Origin of the sequence: Prauserella cavernicola (assembly GCF_016595675.1) — a bacterium.
Taxonomy (GTDB): Bacteria; Actinomycetota; Actinomycetes; order Mycobacteriales; family Pseudonocardiaceae; genus Prauserella_A; species Prauserella_A cavernicola.
Genome location: NZ_JAENJH010000001.1, coordinates 1,321,362 through 1,336,443, shown reverse-complemented (window position 1 = coordinate 1,336,443; position 15,082 = coordinate 1,321,362). Strand labels below are relative to the sequence as shown.

Genomic DNA, 15,082 nt, shown 5'->3' with positions numbered 1-15,082 from the left:
AACGCTAGCAGGTTATTTCGAGTCTTGAAGTACCGGTAGGATGGTGGCATGACCGCGTCCGAACTCAGCGCGGCGGTCGCCGCCGTCTACGACGTCTGGATGCGGACCGTCGACCTCATCGGTCCGGTGCTGGCCGAGCACCGGCTCACCCCGGCGACGTTCCAGGCGCTGTGGGCGATCGATCCCGCCGCTCCGCCGCCGTCGATGAAGGTGCTGGCCGAGCGGTTGTACTGCAACGCATCGAACCTCACCTTCGTGACCAACCAGCTCGTCGACCGAGGCCTGGCCGAGCGCGCCGTGGATCCCGCCGATCGGCGTTCCCGCGTGCTGGTGCTGACCGCCAAGGGCAGGCAGGTCCGGGACGAGGTGATCCGGGAGGCGCTCGCGAAGACCCCGCTCGCGGCGCTGGACGATCGCGAACTGAGCCGGCTCGTCTCGCTACTGACCCGCGTGCCGCGCGACGGCTAGTCCCCTCCGGCCGCCCGCGGACATCGTGTCCATTGTGGTCGCGACGTGCCCGGTCAGCGCGGCGGGGCGGTGGACGCTCGCACGACCACGTCGACGGGCTCGGTGACGACCTCGGTGATGTCGTCGGTGAGGTTCGAGGTGGCGAGCAGTTCCAGCGCGCGCTCGCCGAGCCTGCCGAGCGGCATGCGAACGGTCGTGAGCGCGGGCACCAGATGTCCGGCCAGTGGCATGTCGTGGATCGCGATCACCGACAGGTCCCCTGGCACCGACAGGCCCGCCTCGTGCAGGGTGTGCAGGGCCCCGACGGCGGACGCGACGTTGGCGACCACCACCGCGGTGGGGCGTGGCTCGATCCTGAGCAACGCGGTCATCGCGGCCGCGCCGCCGTCAGAGGTGTAGTCGGCGTGGACGACGTGGCGAGGATCGGGGTTCAGTCCGGCCTCGGTCATCGCGGCGGTGTAGCCCGCGCGCCTGCGTCGCGCGGTGTCGGCGCCCTCGGGGCCCGCCAGATGCGCGATCCGACGGTGCCCGAGGGCGACCATGTGCTCCACGGCGAGGCCGCTGCCGCGTTCGTCGTCGAGCACGACGTAGCGGCGCGACCCCTCGATCCTGCGGTTCACCAGCAACCACGGCACCGCCGAGGTCCGCAGCTGCTCCAGCTCGTGCCCGGTCTCCTCGCCCGCGAAGAGCAGCCCGTCCACCCGGCCCTGGCCGAGCAGTGCGAGGTGGTGCGCCAGGCCCAGCTGCACGCCGCCCGAGCTGGCCGTCATCAAGCCGTAGCCGAGGTTGCCTGCGGCCCGCTCGGCTCCCTTGATGATCTCGGCGTAGACCGGGTTGGCGAAGTCAGGGATGACCAGGCCGAACATGTACGCGCGGGCGGTGCGCAGGCTGCGGGCCGCGGCGTTGGGCCGGTACCCGAGCCGGTCGATCGCGTCCAGCACCCGCTGCCGGGTCTCCTGCCGCACGCTGAGGTTCGGGTCGCCGTTGATCACCCTGGACACGACCGACCGGTCGACGCCTGCGACCATGGCCACGTCGTTGAGCGTGACCTTGGCTGCTCGTTCCCTGCTGGGCCTGCTCGGCATTCCCTGGCCTTCGCTGGTGTCGGTCGGCTGCGTGCCGCGACAGTTTAGGTCAGGCGGGCCCGTTGGCCGCCAAACGGTGAGCCGGAGGTTGCACCAGTTCCAGCACGGCGCCGTCGGGGTCCTCGAAGTAGCACGTGAACCCGCCCTCGTTGACCCCGGCCGTGATGGCGTTGGGCTCGGAGTAGAACCGCACGCCGGCGTCGGTGAGCTTGGTGTGCCGGTCGTGGATGTCGTCGACCGTGAGCGCGAGGTGCGCGGCACCGGGGTCGCGGATCTCGGTGTCCACGTGCCTGCCCTCGGGGTTGAGGTACTGCACCAGCTCCAGGTCGTGGCTGGACAGCCCGCGCGGCTGGCCGGGCACCGCGAGCTGGGCGACGCGCAGGTGGGCGTCGGGGTAGCCGACGAGCTTGCTCGTGTAGGGATTGCGCTGTTCCTGGGTGTGGATCAGCTGGAAGTCCAGCAGGTCCTGGTAGAACGCCACCGAAGCGTCCAGATCGGACACTGTGAAACTGAAGTGCCAGACACCGTGCAGCATGGGGAACTCCTCAGTCCATTTCCAGTCCGCCACAGACGTTCACGGCCTGTGCGGTGATGTACGACGCGGTGGGGGAGAGCAGGAAGGCCACCGTCTCGGCGACCTCGCCGGGCGAGACCGTGCGGCCGAGCGGGATCTGCCCGGCCAGCGCGGCGAAGGACTTCTCGGGCGTCGTGCCCGTGATCGCGGCGCGCTCCCGGTGGATGGCGCGCGTCATGTCGGTGTCGACCACGCCGGGACACACGGAGTTGACCCGCACGCCGTCGGCGGCCAGCGCCTGTGCCGCCGACCGGACGAGACTGATCACCCCGGCCTTGCTCGCGGCGTAGTCCGCCGACGTCGGCCGCGCGCCGCGGCCCGCGACGGATGCGATCGCCACCATCGAGCCCCCGCCGTGCTCGCGGGCGCGCCTGCCCGCGGCCTGCAGGAGCAGGAACGTGCCCTTGAGGTTGACGGCCATCGTGGCGTCCCAGCCTTCCTCGGGCAGCTCGAGGAAAGGCCGGTTGCGGATGATCCCCGCCGCGCCCACGGCGAGCGTGACCGGACCCAGGTCGCGTTCGGCGGAGGCCACGACCTCGTTGATCTCGGCCCCGGAGGTGACGTCCGCGGGGTAGGTCGCGGCCACGCCGCCCGCAGCCCTGACGAGCGCGGTGGTCTCCTCGGCCCGGTCCCTCGCGATGTCGGTCACCGCGACGCGCGCTCCCTCGGCGGCCAGCAGCAGGGCGCACGCGCGCCCGATACCGCCTCCCGCGCCGCTGACGATCGCGGTCCTGTCGTCGAAACGTCCCACTCGTCTGTCCTCCTCAGTGTTCGCGCCAGGCGGACACGGCGGCCTCGACCGTCCGTTGTGGATCGCCGACGTAGGTGTCCGGGGTGATCTCCGCGCAGTCGGCGGGCAGCGACTCGCGCAGGATGTCCGCGAGCGGCTCACCGGAGACGCGGCACCGGCGCACCGCCTCGTACACCACGTCGTGAGCGCGTTCGCGGCCGAGCGACGGGGCGAGGCGCATCATGTACGCCTCGGCCATGACCAGGCCGCCGTCGGCGTCGAGGTTGGCGCGCATGGCGTCGGGAAACACCTGCAGGCCCTCGACGATCGACGTGGTGGTGCGCAGCGCGGCGGCACCCAGCGCGGCCAGCTGCGGCAACACCTGCCACTCGGCCTGCCACTCACCAGCGGCGCGTTCGTGGCCCGCCTCCATCGCGCGAAACAGCGCCGAACCGAGAGCGCCGGCCGTGGCCGACAGCCCGATCACCGCCTCGGACTCGATGGGATTGGCCTTCTGCGGCATGGTCGACGAGGCGCCGCGGTGATGGCCGCTCGCCTCGCTGACCTCCGCGATCTCCGTGCGCGAGAGGTCGACGACCTCCCTGGCGAACCGCGCGCACGTCGCGCTCAGCAGACAGCACACGAGGCCGAACTCGGCAAGGCCGTCGCGAGCCACGTGCCACGGCACGTCGGTGCCGCTCAGCCCGAGCAGTTCGGCGACGCGGGCCCGCACCGCGGGAGCCTGCTCACCGTAGGCCGCCGACGTGCCGCCCGCGCCGAACAGCGAGACGACCGCGACCCGTTCGCGCGCGGCGGCCAGCCGGTCGCGGTGGCGGGTCAGCTCGGCGACGTAGGGCGCGAGTTTGGCGCCGAAGGTGGTGGGCACGGCGTGCAGGGCGTGCGTGCGCCCCGCGATGACCGTGTGGACGTGCCGCTCGGCAAGCTCGGCGAGTGCGTCGCCGAGGCGGGTCAGCAGTTCGAGCAGCCGCCGCGCGGTGTCGTCGAGCTGTAGCGCCAGTCCCGAGTCCATGATGTCCTGGGTGGTGGCGCCGTAGTGCACCCGCCCGCGTCGCTGTTCGGGCAGTGCGCCGTCGATCTGCCTGACGAGCGACAGGATCGGGTAGCCGACCGTCCTGGTCTCCTTCCAGAGCCGCTCGGAGTCGATGTTGTCCGGCGTGGCCGCCTCGACGATGGCCGTGGCCTCGGCGGCGCCGAGTACCCCCAGCTCGCCCTGTGCCGTGGCCAGCGCGGCCTCGACGCGCAACCACGACCCGATCATCGCCTGCTCGGACAGGATCTCCGTGGTGCGTTCGTCGCCGTACAGCTCGAGCAACATCTCGAAGCGCTGCGGGATCATTACCCTCCCTTGTCGAAGTCAATCGATTGCCTTACCGTACGTGCAGCACGCCGAGGATGGCAATAAACGCCGATGAGGAAGCGATAACGGAGACCATGTATCACTGGCTCGTTAGACAATCGTTTGACTTGCTTGATCGAGGAGGTGTCGATGACTGAGGACCGGCTGGAGGCGGACCTGGCCGCGATGTGGCGGATCAGGGCGTTCGAGGAGAAGCTGCAGGCCCTGCACAAGTCGGGTGAGCTGATCGGGTCCGTGCACCTGTGCATCGGGCAGGAGGCCGCGCCCGTCGGCGCGTGCACCGAGCTGGTGGACGGTGACGCGTTGTTCGCGACCTACCGCGGGCACGGCTGGGCGCTGGCAAAGGGCACGCCCACTCGGGAGCTGTTCGCCGAACTGCTCGGCAGGGCGACCGGGGTCAACGGCGGCCGGGGCGGTTCGGCCTATTTCTCCGCGCCCGAGTACGGCTTCTACGGCGAGAACTCCATCGTGGGCGCCGGCGCCTCCCACGCGGTGGGCGCCGCGCTCGCCGGCAAGCACGACGGCAGCGGCCGGATCGCGATGGCGGTGTTCGGCGACGGCGCCATGAATCAGGGCGCCGTGGGCGAGGCCATGAACTTCGCCGCCGCCTTCGATCTCCCGGTGCTGTTCGTCTGCGAGAACAACCGGTACTCCGAGCTGACGCCGATCAACGACATGGTGCGCAACGACCAGCTCACCGAGCGGGCCACCGCGCTGGGCATTCCGGCCACCCGGATCGACGGCAACGATCCCGCGCGGGTCCGCTCCACGGTCGCCGGGTACGCCGCCGAGGCCAGGAACGGCGGCGGCCCCGCGTTCGTCGAGCTGATCACGCAGCGGCTCGTCGGCCACTACATCGGCGACGTGCAGCAGTACCGCACCCGCGCCGAGCTGGAGGCCGACGGTCTCGTCGAGCCCCTCGCCGTCGCCACCTCGGCACTGGCGGGCAGCGGCGTGGACACCGACGCGATCGAGGGGCGCGCGCGAGCCGAGATCGAGGCGGCGGCGGAGCAGGCGCTGGCCGACCCGTTCGCCGATCCCGACACCGCCAAGGAGCACCTGTATGCCTGAACTGACCTACGCGGGCGCGGTCAACGCGGCGCTGCGCCGCTGCCTGGAAGAGCTGCCGGAAACCCTGCTCTACGGCGAGGACGTCGCCAAGCCGGGCGGCGTGCACGGCGTCACCAGGAAACTGTGGAAGGACTTCGGCGATCGCGTGTTCGACACGCCGATCAGCGAGTCCGCGATCCTCGGCAGTGCCGTCGGCGCCGCGATGCTGGGCAGGCGGCCGATCGTCGAGATCATGTGGGCCGACTTCTTCCTCGTCGCTCTCGACCAGCTGGTGAACCAGGCCGCGAACGTGCGGTACGTGTCCGGGGGCAGGCTCGCCGCTCCGCTGACCGTGCGCACGCAGCAGGGCAACTCGCCGGGAGCCTGCGCGCAGCACTCCCAGAACCTCGAGGCGCTGTTCACCCACATCCCCGGTCTGCGCGTGGTGGTGCCGTCCACGCCGCAGAACGCCTACGACTCCATGCTGTCCGCCGTCCACTGCGACGACCCGGTGGTGGTCTTCGACAACCGGACCCTGTACTTCGGTGAGAAGCAGGAGGTGGACACGAGCGCTGCTCCGGCGCCGATCGGTGGCAGCACCGTGCGCAGGACCGGTTCGGCCGCGACGGTCGTGACGTGGGGAGCGATCACCCACCGCGTGCTGGAGGCCGCCGACCGGCTGGCCGCCGACGGCATCGAGGTGACGGTGCTGGAGACACCGTGGCTGAACCCGTTCGACCACGACGCCGTGCACGCGTCGGTCGCGAGGACCGGCGGCCGGCTCGCGGTGGTGCACGAGGCCAACGTGACCGGTGGCTTCGGCGGCGAGGTCGTCGTGCGCGCGCTCGAGGCCGGGGTGCTCTCGGCACGGCCGGTGCGCATCGGCGCGGCGGACGGGCGGATTCCCGCCGCTCCCGCGCTGGCCGCCGAGCTGCTGCCCGGCACAGACCGGATCGAAACCGAACTGCGGACACTGGCCCGCGACTGACGCACGGAGGTCAACGATGACCAGGATCCGCTACCGGGTGTTCGCGATGAACTTCCTGGCGTGCCTGATCAACTACGGGGACCGGGTCGCGCTGTCGGTGGCCGCTCCCTTCATTCTCGCCGAGTTCGACTTCTCGCCCGCGGTGTGGGGAGTGATCCTCAGCGCGTTCTTCTGGACCTACTCACCGTTCGCCCTCATCGGCGGTCTCATGGTGGACAAGATCGGTGTCCGCCGGGCGTACACGGTGTGCATGCTCGTGTGGTCGCTGACGATTCCGATCACCGCGAGCGCCTGGAGCGCGGGGTCGTTCATCGTGGCCAGGCTGCTGTTCGGTGCGGGCGAGGGACCGCAGGCGCCGATCAGCACCAAGCTGACGGCGAACTGGTTCCCGCGCAGGCAGACCTCGACGATGCTCAACCTCGCGCAGTCCGGCACGACGATCGGGCCGATCATCGCGACGCCGCTGATCGTGCTGATGTGCACGACGATCGGCTGGCGGCCGACGTTCGTCGTGCTCGGCTCTGTCGGGCTCGTGTGGTGTGCCGCCTGGTGGTTCATCGCCAGGGACCGGCCCGAGGACCACCCCAAAGCCGACGAGGCCGAGCGCGCGTTCGTCACAGCCGACCACGAGTCGGCGGACACCGGTGCGGGCGACGAGGCCGCACGACCCGGGTTCTGGAGCGTGTTGCGCGACGTCCGGATCGCGGCGCTGGCGATCGCGTTCTTCGCCTACTCCTGGGTGCTGTTCATGTTCATGACCTGGTACCCGCAGTACCTTGTGGACGCTCGGGGCGTGTCCGAGACCGAACTCGGTGGCATCGCGACCATCCCGTGGTTCGCGGCGACGGCGGGCCTCATCGTGGGAGGCCTGGTCGCGGACCGGCTGATCCGCAACACCGGCAGTCTCGTGACGCCACGCAAGTGGATGATCGTGGGCTGCCTCGTCGCGGTCGCCGTGTGTTTCGGCCCGTCGCCGTTCGTCACCTCGCCCACGTTCGGCATGGTCCTGGTCTGTGTGGCCACGTTCTTCCTGCTGGCCAGCTACCAGTACCAGGCGCTGATCGTCGCGCTCGTGCCCGCGCGCTACACGGGCAGGCTGGCAGGCGTGATCCAGATGTGCTCCACCCTCGCCGGGATCCTCGCCCCGATCGTGACGGGCGCGGTCGTGCAGACGACGGGCAGCTACAGCACCGCCTTCGTCCTCGCCGGCGTCGTCACGCTCGCCGGTGCCTTGGCGGTGCTCGTCCTCGTGCGGACGCCGCGGACGGCGGCCGCACCGGTTCAGGTGGCCTGAGCACGAGGGGGAAGCGGGCCTCGATGTCCGCTTTCCCCTCGACGGTGGTGCTCGATTCTCGCGGAGTCCGCTCGTGGGCGACGATGGGAGTGAGACAACACCAGGTGAGGATTGGACGAACGCATGAGTGGGAGCGAACTGCCCGGCGGCACCTACCGGGTCGCTGACCTCGAGTTCACGCGGGTCGGTTACGGCGCGATGCAGCTCGCGGGGCCGGGCGTCTTCGGCCCTCCCGCCGACCCGGACGAGGCGATCGCCGTGCTGCGCGCCGCGCTCGACGCCGGCATCCGCCACATCGACACGGCGGACTTCTACGGTCCGCACGTCACCAACCGGCTGATCCGCGAGGCGCTCGCGCCCTACCCGGACGACCTCGTGATCGTCACCAAGGTCGGCGCGGTGCGCGACGACGAGGGGAGCTGGGTCCACGCCCGGGACCCCGAACAGCTGCGGGCGCAGGTGCACGAGAACCTGGTCAACCTCGGCGTCGACGCGCTCGACGTGGTGAACCTGCGCTGGGGTGGTGGTGCCGACGGCCACTCGCCGGTGCCCGGGTCGCTGGCCGAGGCGTTCGGCACCCTGGCCGAGCTGCGGCAGGAGGGGCTGATCCGCCACCTGGGCGTCAGCACCGTGGATGCCGAGCAGGTGGCGCAGGCCCGCTCGATCGCTCCGGTCGTGACCGTGCAGAACTGGTACAACGTGGCCACCCGGCGTGACGACGCCCTGATCGCCGAGCTGAACGAGCAGGGCATCTCCTACGCCGCGTTCTGGCCGCTCGGCGGCTTCAACCCGTTGCAGTCCGCCGAGCTGGACCAGGTCGCCGCCCGGCTGGAGACGACGCCGATGGCCGTGGCGCTGGCCTGGCTGCTGCAGCGCTCGCCGAACCTCCTGCTGATCCCCGGAACCTCGTCCGTGCAGCACCTGCGGGACAACGTCGCCGCCGCCGGCCTCGTGCTTCCCGACGACGAGCTGGCCGTTCTGGACGGCATCGCCGACGACGTGTGAACCGCGTCTGTCCCAACCCCACCACCACGCGCGGCGAGAAGGTGACCATCACCGGAAGTTGCGGTGGTGGCGAGGGATTGCGATCCGTGATCGGCGGATTTCCGGACAAGCCGGCGTTGGAGAACGTGCGGATCCTGCGGTCGGGACCCGACGAGTTCCTGGCCACGGCGTCGGACCGGTGTTCGTCGACTGCGGAACCGAGGTGGGCGTGATCTTGCTGGTCACCCCCGTGTGAGAGAGCTTCGGCGGGGCACCCGTGGGCGCCCCGCCGAAGCACCTACTCGGCCGCCATGGTGTCCGGAATCCAGAGCACGATCTCCGGGAACGCGATCAGCAGCGCCGCCACCGCCGCCACGGCCAGTGCGAACGGTGCCGCGCCCCAGAAGACCTCCGAGACGGGCCGCTTCGCGGTGCGGGCCACGACGAACACGTTGAGGCCCAGTGGCGGGGTGACCAGACCGATCTCGGCGAGCAGCACCATCAGCACGCCGAACCAGATCGGGTCGTAGCCGAGCTCGATGATCAGCGGCAGCACCACTGGCACGGTCAACGCCAGGATGGCGATCTGGTCAAGGAAGAAGCCCAGGATCACGTAGCCGATGGCGAGCACGATGATGACGACGATCGGCGCGACGTTCAGCGAGCCGACCCAGTCCACGACGGCGGGCGTGACCCTGGTCGAGGTGATGAAGTAGCCGAGGATGTGGGCGCCGAGGATGATCATCAGGATCATCACGCTGGCGTTGATGGTCTCGACGATCGCGTGCTTGATGGCCTGCCAGCTCGCCCGCTTGCGCGCGACGAGCATCGCGAACCCGCCCAGCGACCCGAGCGCGGCGGCCTCCGTCGGCGTCGCGACTCCGAAGTAGACGGTTCCGGTCACGAGCGCGAACAGCGCCAGCACCGGGCCCGCCGAGGTGAGGCTCGAGAGCTTGTCCCTCCACGCGTGCCGCTCACCGGGAGGAGCCGAGGCCGGGTTCACCTTGATGAGGATCAGCAGCGTGACGATGAGCGCGAGCGTCACCATCGCCCCGGGGAGGAACCCGGCGACGAGCACCTGTCCGACGCTCTGCTCGGCCAGGATGGCGTAGAACACCAGGATGATGCTGGGTGGCACCATCGCGGCCAGGGTGCCGACGACGGCGACGAGCCCGGTGGAGATCCGGGGACTGTAGCCGGAGGCGATCATCTTCGTGGTGGAGGTGTGGGCGAGCGTGGCCGCGGCCGCGGTGCTCGATCCCGACACCGCGGCGAACATCGCACCCGCACCGGTGGCGGCGATACCGGCTCCGCCCCGGATCCTGCCGACCCAGACCTGGGTGGCGCGGAAGAGATCGTCCATGACCCCGCTCGCCACCACGAACTGGGCCATGAGGATGAACAACGGGATCGGTGACAGTGAGTACGACGACACCGCCGCGGCGGGAGCCGACTGGAGCACGCCGAGCACGACGGACAGTCCACTGTGGACGTAGAGACCCAAAGTTCCCGCGATGGCGATGGCGAATCCGACCGGGATCCGGATGAGCAGCAACAGCAGCAGCACGGCGATCACGATGACGACGGACATCAGGCGATCTCTCCCGTCTCGTCCGTGCGGTCCGGCTCTCGCCGGGTGACGAGGTCGACGAGCAGCCGGGCGGTCAGCAGCACTGCCCCGATGGGCACGAGGACGTGCCACGTCCACGTGGGAATGCTGAACTCGGATCCGCCTGGCGGCGGGATGTCGTGCGCGCTCCACGCCTCGTGGGTCGTCAGCAGCCCGGCCCACAGCAGCAGCGCGGAGAACCCGAGCATGAGCACCCTGGCGATCACGGTCATCGCCGTCCGCACACCCGCGGGGCAGCGCTGGTAAACGACGTCGATGGTCACGTGGGCGCCGGAGCGCACCGTGTAGGCCAGCGCGAGGAAGAAGTAGCCGGGCAGCAGGTAGTCCTGGATGAACCCGAAGCTCCAGCCCAGCGGCGAGCCGACGAAGTAGCGCATCGCGGTCTCGACCACCATCAGCACGGTCATGGTGAGCAGTGCGCCCGCCGCGATGGTGAGGCCCACCCGCTCGACCGCGGAGACGACTCGCTCCGGCAGCGTTTTCCGTTGCCCTGCCACCGTTTCCGGCTCGGCGGGTGTGCCCGCGTCAGTCGTTGTCATCGGAGGCTCGTTCCACTCGGAGCTGGTCCTTCATCTCGGCCAGCGCCGCGGTGCCGGGCCTGCCGATCTGTTCCATGTCGGTGGTCCACTGCTCGTGGATGGGCGAGGTCGCGCGATCCCAGACGTCGCGCTCGGCTCCTTCGACGCGGTGCAGCTGCACGCCCGCCTCGCTCATCGCCTCCCTGCCCTCGGCGTTGCCCTCCTGCAGCGCCGTGCACAGGCTGCGGGTGGCTTCCTCGCCCGCGCGCCGCAGCACGTCGCGCAGGTCCTCGGGCAGCACGTCCCACGCGGCCTCGCTGATGCTGTAGGTCATGGTGAAACTGCCGAGGCGGGCGCCTGTGGTGGCGAAGCCGGTGACCTCCTCGAGGTGGTAAGGCGCGGCGCTGACCGGGCCGAGCACGGTGCCGTCGACCGTGCCGCGCGAGATCGCCTCGTACATCTCGGTGGCGGGCATCCCGACGGGCGCGGCGCCGAAACCCTCGACGGTGCGGTCGATGGTGCCGCCCGACGAGCGGAGCTGCAGACCCCGGAGGTCGTCCGGCGTGCGCACGGGACGCGATCCGGTGAGCACCTCGTAGTCGGGGATCATGCCGACGACGAGTGGCCGCAATCCCTTGGGCTCGAAGTCCTCCCGCCAGAGGATTCCGCCCTCGGACATCAGCTCGGCGGAGGCGAGTGAGCCCGTGCACGAGTCCTCGACGAGGCCCGGCAGGTCCGCGACGCCGGACAGTGGCAGTTCCGCTGGCGCGTAGGCGGGTGCCACCGAACCCAGGTCGACCACACCGGAGCGGATCAGCGACGGCAGGTCCGCGGCATGGCCCATCTGCTCGGAGGGGAAGTAGTCGAACTGCAGCCTGCCGCCGGAGAGTTCGCGTGCCCGGTCCATCAGCACGCTCGCGCCCGCTTCGGCGAAGGGATGCCCGACGGGATAGGAGTCGGCGACCTTCAGCGTGTAGACGCCGTCGGTCTCGAGACTGGGCGCAGGGGGAGCGCAGGCACTGGCAGACAGCAGCAGCGCGACGGGCGCCACGAAGGCGCCGAACCGCCGAGGTGAGTGCCGCATCGCATCACCGTTCCTAAATACGAATGGCTGTTCCGATATGCCACCGTAAGGAGTGACGCGCCGCACTGTCAACGGCGGGTGTGGCGGGGTGGTGCGGCGGTGCGCGGGGCTCAGGCCAGCCTGGCGGCCACGGTCCTGGTCGCCTCGATCAGCGCCTCGGCGATCTCGGGCAGCCGGTCGGCGATGCGCGGCGTCGGGCCCGCGACCGCGATGGCGGCGATGGTGCGATCACGCACCACGATGGGCCGCGCGGTGGCGCTGATCTCCGGCAGCGTCTCACCGCGGTTGAGTGCGACGCCCTCGGTGCGCACGCGCTCGAGTTCCGCGGTCGCCTGCTCGATCGCGGCCGGGTCGTCGAGAATCGAGCGCAGGTAGTTCTCGCGCTGGCGCGGGTTCCAGTGCGACAGCAGCACCTTGCCCGCGCTCGGCGGGTACAGGGGGCGGCGGTGGCGCAGCGGCGGCGAATAGCGGATCAGCTGGTGCGACTCGGCGACCGCGACGTAGACGACGGAGTCGCCGACGCTGGTGCCGAGCATGGCCGTCTCGTCGAAGGTGTCGCGCAGGTCCTCGAGCGTCGGGCGGGCCGCGTCGGCGAGGTTGGGCCGCTCTGCGGTGAGCAGGTTCCCCAGTGCGGGTCCCAGGTGGAAGCCGCCGTTGTCCTCCACCAGGTAGCCGGTCGACACCAGGCCCTTGACCAGTCCGAACACCGACGACTTCGGGGCGTCGAGCGCCGAGGCGAGTGTGCCGAGCCGGACTCCGGGCTGCGCCGCCGCCAGTTCGAGGATCGCGGTCACCCGGCTGACCGTGCGGTGCGACTTGGCGACTGATTCGGTCATGTCCACTCCCGACGCGTTCGTATGTACGAACGATAGCCGTCGCGGTCGCGGTTGACAGGGCGGCCCGGCACGCCATACGTTCCTATATAGGTTTACTAGTTCTTATATAGGGACGTTGGGACATCGTGCACTTCGAGCTGACTGACGACCAGCGGCACCTGCGCCAGGCCGCGCGGGACCTCGCCGCCAGGTTCGGCGACGAGTACTGGGCCGAGCGCGACGACCGGGGCGAGTTCCCCTGGGACTTCTACCGTGCCTTCGCCGACGGCGGCTGGCTGGGCATCGCGATCCCCGAGGCCTACGGCGGCGGGGGACTGGGCCTGCTGGAGGCGTCGTTGCTGCTGGAGGAGGTGGCCTCCTCCGGCGCGGGCATGAACGGGTGCAGCACGATGCACCTGACGATCTTCGGCCTCAACACCATCGTCAAACACGGCAGCGCCGAGCTGCGCGAGGAGGTCCTGCCGCGCGCCGCGGACGGCAGCCTGCACGTCTGTTTCGGGGTCACCGAGCCCGACGCGGGCACCGACACCACGCGCATCAGCACCTTCGCCCGCCGGGACGGCTCCGACTACGTGCTCAACGGCCGCAAGGTGTGGATCACCAAGGCGGGCCAGTCCCAGAAGATGGTGCTGATCGCCAGGACCACACCCCGCGCCGAGGTGCGCAAGCCGACCGACGGGATGTCGCTGTTCCTGATCGACATCGAGTCCGACGCGGTGCAGCTGCGACCCATCCCGAAGCTCGGCCGCAACGCGGTGCCCTCCTACGAGGTCTTCATCGACGAGCTGCGCGTCCCGGCCTCGGCCAGGGTCGGCGAGGAGGGCAAGGGCTTCACGTACCTGCTCGACGGGCTCAACCCCGAACGGATCCTGCTCGCGCACGAGGCGCTCGGGATCGGCAGGGCGGCGTTGCGCCGGGCGGTGCGCTACGCGAACGACCGTGTCGTGTTCGACCGTCCGATCGGGCAGAACCAGGGAGTCGCGTTCCCGCTCGCCGAGGCCGCGACCCGGCTGGACGCGGCAGAGCTCATGGCCCGCAACGCCGCGTGGCGCTACGACAACGGCCTCTCCTGCGGGCGGGAGGCCAACATGGCGAAGTTCCTCTGCGCCGACGCCGGGTTCGCCGCGGCCGACCAGGCGGTGCAGACCCACGGCGGGATGGGTTACGCGAAGGAATATCACGTCGAGCGCTACTTCCGGGAGTCGCGGATCCTCCGGCTGGCCCCGGTCAGCCAGGAGATGGTGCTGAACTACGTGTCGCAGCACGTGCTCGGCCTGCCGAAGTCGTACTGAGGAGCGAATGTTGCCGACCGCCGAAGGATCGCTGGCCGGAATCAGGGTCGTCGATCTCTCCCGCGTGCTCGCGGGTCCACTGTGTACTCAGATGATGGCCGACCACGGCGCCGACGTGATCAAGGTGGAACCGCCCGCCGGCGACGAGACCCGTGGCTGGGGGCCGCCCTTCGTGCGTCCCGGAACCAGCGCCTACTTCACCGGCCTCAACCGCAACAAGCGCAACATCGCGCTCGACCTCGCCTCGCCGGAGGGGCAGGCCGCACTCACCCGGCTGCTGGAGACGGCCGACGTGCTCGTCGAGAACTTCAAGGCGGGCACGCTGGCGAAGTGGGGCTTCGACGACGACACCCTTCGCGAGCGTTATCCCCGGCTCGTCCACGCCCGCATCACCGGGTTCGGAGTGGACGGACCCAAGGGCTCGGCGCCGGGCTACGACGCGATCCTGCAGGCCTACGCGGGACTCATGAGCATCAACGGTGAAGCCGACCGGCCCGCGGTGCGCGTCGGCGTGCCCGTTGTCGACATGGTGACGGGAATCCTGTCGTTCTCGGGAATCCTGCTCGCACTGAACGAGCGGCACCGGTCCGGACGTGGCCAACTGGTCGACAACACATTGCTCGACACCGCCGTCACGTTGCTGCACCCGCATTCGGCGACCTGGTTCGCGAACGGGCGCGTTCCCGCGCGCAGCGGCTCCGCGCATCCGACCATCGCGCCCTACGACACCTTCGCCACCAGCAACGGCCCGCTCTTCCTCGGGGTGGGCAACGACCGTCAGTTCCGTTGCCTCGTCGAGGTTCTCGGCCGGCCCGCGCTCGCCGACGACGTCCGCTTCGCCACCAACGCCGACCGCGTGATCAACCGGGGCGAGCTGAGCGCGATCATCGGGGCGCTGCTGGCCGAGCACGAGCGCGAGGACCTCGGCGCCAGGCTGCTCGAGCGCGGAGTGCCGTCCTCACCCGTGCACGATGTCGGCGAGACACTGACCGATCCGCAGGTGCTCCACCGCGAGATGGTCGTCGAACTCGACGGCTACCGCGGAATCGGCATTCCGATCAAACTCGCCCGCACGCCGGGCAGCGTCCGCACGGCGCCACGAGACCACGGCGCGGACACCCACGAGGTCCTCGCCGAACTCGGACGCGGCGACAGCGAGGGCTGAACCCGC

Annotated in this window: 15 protein-coding genes; 7 read left to right on the top strand and 8 right to left on the bottom strand. The window is 70.2% G+C overall.

Features of this window, described 5'->3' with window-relative positions; translation table 11 throughout:
• Positions 1–48 precede the first annotated feature (48 nt).
• Positions 49–468, top strand: a complete 420-nt coding sequence (locus tag JHE00_RS06335; RefSeq protein ID WP_200315616.1) for a MarR family winged helix-turn-helix transcriptional regulator — start codon at positions 49–51, stop codon at positions 466–468.
• 53 nt (positions 469–521) lie between these two features.
• On the opposite strand, the gene JHE00_RS06330 is transcribed toward JHE00_RS06335, so the two are convergent.
• The 4 genes from JHE00_RS06330 to JHE00_RS06315 are packed head-to-tail and all read right to left on the bottom strand — an operon-like array spanning position 522 to position 4,214.
• Positions 522–1,553, bottom strand: coding sequence for a LacI family DNA-binding transcriptional regulator (locus tag JHE00_RS06330; RefSeq protein WP_200315614.1), 1,032 nt, complete (start codon positions 1,551–1,553; stop codon positions 522–524).
• A 49-nt stretch (positions 1,554–1,602) separates the two neighbouring features.
• Positions 1,603–2,088: a VOC family protein gene (locus JHE00_RS06325; RefSeq protein ID WP_200315612.1), complete on the bottom strand. Its 486-nt coding sequence runs from the start codon at positions 2,086–2,088 to the stop codon at positions 1,603–1,605.
• A gap of 10 nt (positions 2,089–2,098) precedes the next feature.
• A complete protein-coding gene (locus JHE00_RS06320; RefSeq protein ID WP_200315610.1) occupies positions 2,099–2,878 on the bottom strand; it encodes an SDR family NAD(P)-dependent oxidoreductase in 780 nt (259 codons plus the stop codon).
• 13 nt (positions 2,879–2,891) lie between these two features.
• Positions 2,892–4,214 (bottom strand): class-II fumarase/aspartase family protein, encoded by a 1,323-nt coding sequence (locus tag JHE00_RS06315; RefSeq protein ID WP_200315608.1) that lies wholly within the window; start codon positions 4,212–4,214, stop codon positions 2,892–2,894.
• Positions 4,215–4,364: 150 nt separating this feature from the next.
• On the opposite strand from JHE00_RS06315, the gene JHE00_RS06310 reads away from it, so the two are divergent.
• The 4 genes from JHE00_RS06310 to JHE00_RS06295 all read left to right on the top strand — a co-directional run bounded on the left by JHE00_RS06310 (position 4,365) and on the right by JHE00_RS06295 (position 8,572).
• On the top strand, positions 4,365–5,306 hold the full coding sequence (locus tag JHE00_RS06310) for a thiamine pyrophosphate-dependent dehydrogenase E1 component subunit alpha (RefSeq protein ID WP_200315606.1): 942 nt from the start codon (positions 4,365–4,367) through the stop codon (positions 5,304–5,306).
• Positions 5,299–6,273 carry an alpha-ketoacid dehydrogenase subunit beta gene (locus JHE00_RS06305; protein ID WP_200315604.1) on the top strand — a complete coding sequence of 325 codons (975 nt, stop codon included), beginning with the start codon at positions 5,299–5,301 and terminating at the stop codon, positions 6,271–6,273. Before JHE00_RS06310 ends, JHE00_RS06305 begins: the two co-directional genes overlap by 8 nt.
• Before the next feature lie 16 nt (positions 6,274–6,289).
• A complete protein-coding gene (locus JHE00_RS06300) occupies positions 6,290–7,567 on the top strand; it encodes an MFS transporter (RefSeq protein WP_200315602.1) in 1,278 nt (425 codons plus the stop codon).
• A gap of 123 nt (positions 7,568–7,690) precedes the next feature.
• Positions 7,691–8,572 (top strand): oxidoreductase, encoded by an 882-nt coding sequence (locus JHE00_RS06295; RefSeq protein ID WP_200315600.1) that lies wholly within the window; start codon positions 7,691–7,693, stop codon positions 8,570–8,572.
• A 277-nt stretch (positions 8,573–8,849) separates the two neighbouring features.
• Here the strand turns inward: JHE00_RS06295 and JHE00_RS06290 are convergent, their stop codons facing one another.
• The 4 genes from JHE00_RS06290 to JHE00_RS06275 all read right to left on the bottom strand — a co-directional run bounded on the left by JHE00_RS06290 (position 8,850) and on the right by JHE00_RS06275 (position 12,619).
• Complete coding sequence (locus tag JHE00_RS06290; protein WP_200315597.1) at positions 8,850–10,142, bottom strand: TRAP transporter large permease; 1,293 nt, start codon at positions 10,140–10,142, stop codon at positions 8,850–8,852.
• A complete protein-coding gene (locus JHE00_RS06285; protein WP_200315595.1) occupies positions 10,142–10,720 on the bottom strand; it encodes a TRAP transporter small permease in 579 nt (192 codons plus the stop codon). Before JHE00_RS06285 ends, JHE00_RS06290 begins: the two co-directional genes overlap by 1 nt.
• Positions 10,707–11,783 (bottom strand): TRAP transporter substrate-binding protein, encoded by a 1,077-nt coding sequence (locus JHE00_RS06280; protein WP_200315593.1) that lies wholly within the window; start codon positions 11,781–11,783, stop codon positions 10,707–10,709. The genes JHE00_RS06285 and JHE00_RS06280 overlap by 14 nt, the downstream gene beginning before the upstream one ends.
• Before the next feature lie 110 nt (positions 11,784–11,893).
• Positions 11,894–12,619, bottom strand: a complete 726-nt coding sequence (locus JHE00_RS06275) for an IclR family transcriptional regulator (protein WP_200315591.1) — start codon at positions 12,617–12,619, stop codon at positions 11,894–11,896.
• 125 nt (positions 12,620–12,744) lie between these two features.
• Here JHE00_RS06275 and JHE00_RS06270 point away from each other — a divergent pair, with 125 nt between their 5' ends.
• Together JHE00_RS06270 and JHE00_RS06265 are read left to right on the top strand one after the other, a co-directional pair.
• Positions 12,745–13,911: an acyl-CoA dehydrogenase family protein gene (locus JHE00_RS06270; protein WP_200315589.1), complete on the top strand. Its 1,167-nt coding sequence runs from the start codon at positions 12,745–12,747 to the stop codon at positions 13,909–13,911.
• A gap of 7 nt (positions 13,912–13,918) precedes the next feature.
• Positions 13,919–15,076, top strand: a complete 1,158-nt coding sequence (locus JHE00_RS06265; RefSeq protein ID WP_200315587.1) for a CaiB/BaiF CoA transferase family protein — start codon at positions 13,919–13,921, stop codon at positions 15,074–15,076.
• Positions 15,077–15,082: the final 6 nt, after the last annotated feature.

Bases quoted from the DNA above. Each gene is read 5' to 3' on its own strand.
- JHE00_RS06335 (WP_200315616.1), top strand. From the start codon at position 49: ATGACCGCGTCCGAACTCAGCGCGGCGGTCGCCGCCGTCTACGACGTC.
- JHE00_RS06330 (WP_200315614.1), bottom strand. From the start codon at position 1,553: ATGCCGAGCAGGCCCAGCAGGGAACGAGCAGCCAAGGTCACGCTCAAC.
- JHE00_RS06325 (WP_200315612.1), bottom strand. From the start codon at position 2,088: ATGCTGCACGGTGTCTGGCACTTCAGTTTCACAGTGTCCGATCTGGAC.
- JHE00_RS06315 (WP_200315608.1), bottom strand. From the start codon at position 4,214: ATGATCCCGCAGCGCTTCGAGATGTTGCTCGAGCTGTACGGCGACGAA.
- JHE00_RS06310 (WP_200315606.1), top strand. From the start codon at position 4,365: ATGACTGAGGACCGGCTGGAGGCGGACCTGGCCGCGATGTGGCGGATC.
- JHE00_RS06305 (WP_200315604.1), top strand. From the start codon at position 5,299: ATGCCTGAACTGACCTACGCGGGCGCGGTCAACGCGGCGCTGCGCCGC.
- JHE00_RS06300 (WP_200315602.1), top strand. From the start codon at position 6,290: ATGACCAGGATCCGCTACCGGGTGTTCGCGATGAACTTCCTGGCGTGC.
- JHE00_RS06295 (WP_200315600.1), top strand. From the start codon at position 7,691: ATGAGTGGGAGCGAACTGCCCGGCGGCACCTACCGGGTCGCTGACCTC.
- JHE00_RS06290 (WP_200315597.1), bottom strand. From the start codon at position 10,142: ATGTCCGTCGTCATCGTGATCGCCGTGCTGCTGCTGTTGCTGCTCATC.
- JHE00_RS06285 (WP_200315595.1), bottom strand. From the start codon at position 10,720: ATGACAACGACTGACGCGGGCACACCCGCCGAGCCGGAAACGGTGGCA.
- JHE00_RS06280 (WP_200315593.1), bottom strand. From the start codon at position 11,783: ATGCGGCACTCACCTCGGCGGTTCGGCGCCTTCGTGGCGCCCGTCGCG.
- JHE00_RS06275 (WP_200315591.1), bottom strand. From the start codon at position 12,619: ATGACCGAATCAGTCGCCAAGTCGCACCGCACGGTCAGCCGGGTGACC.
- JHE00_RS06265 (WP_200315587.1), top strand. From the start codon at position 13,919: ATGTTGCCGACCGCCGAAGGATCGCTGGCCGGAATCAGGGTCGTCGAT.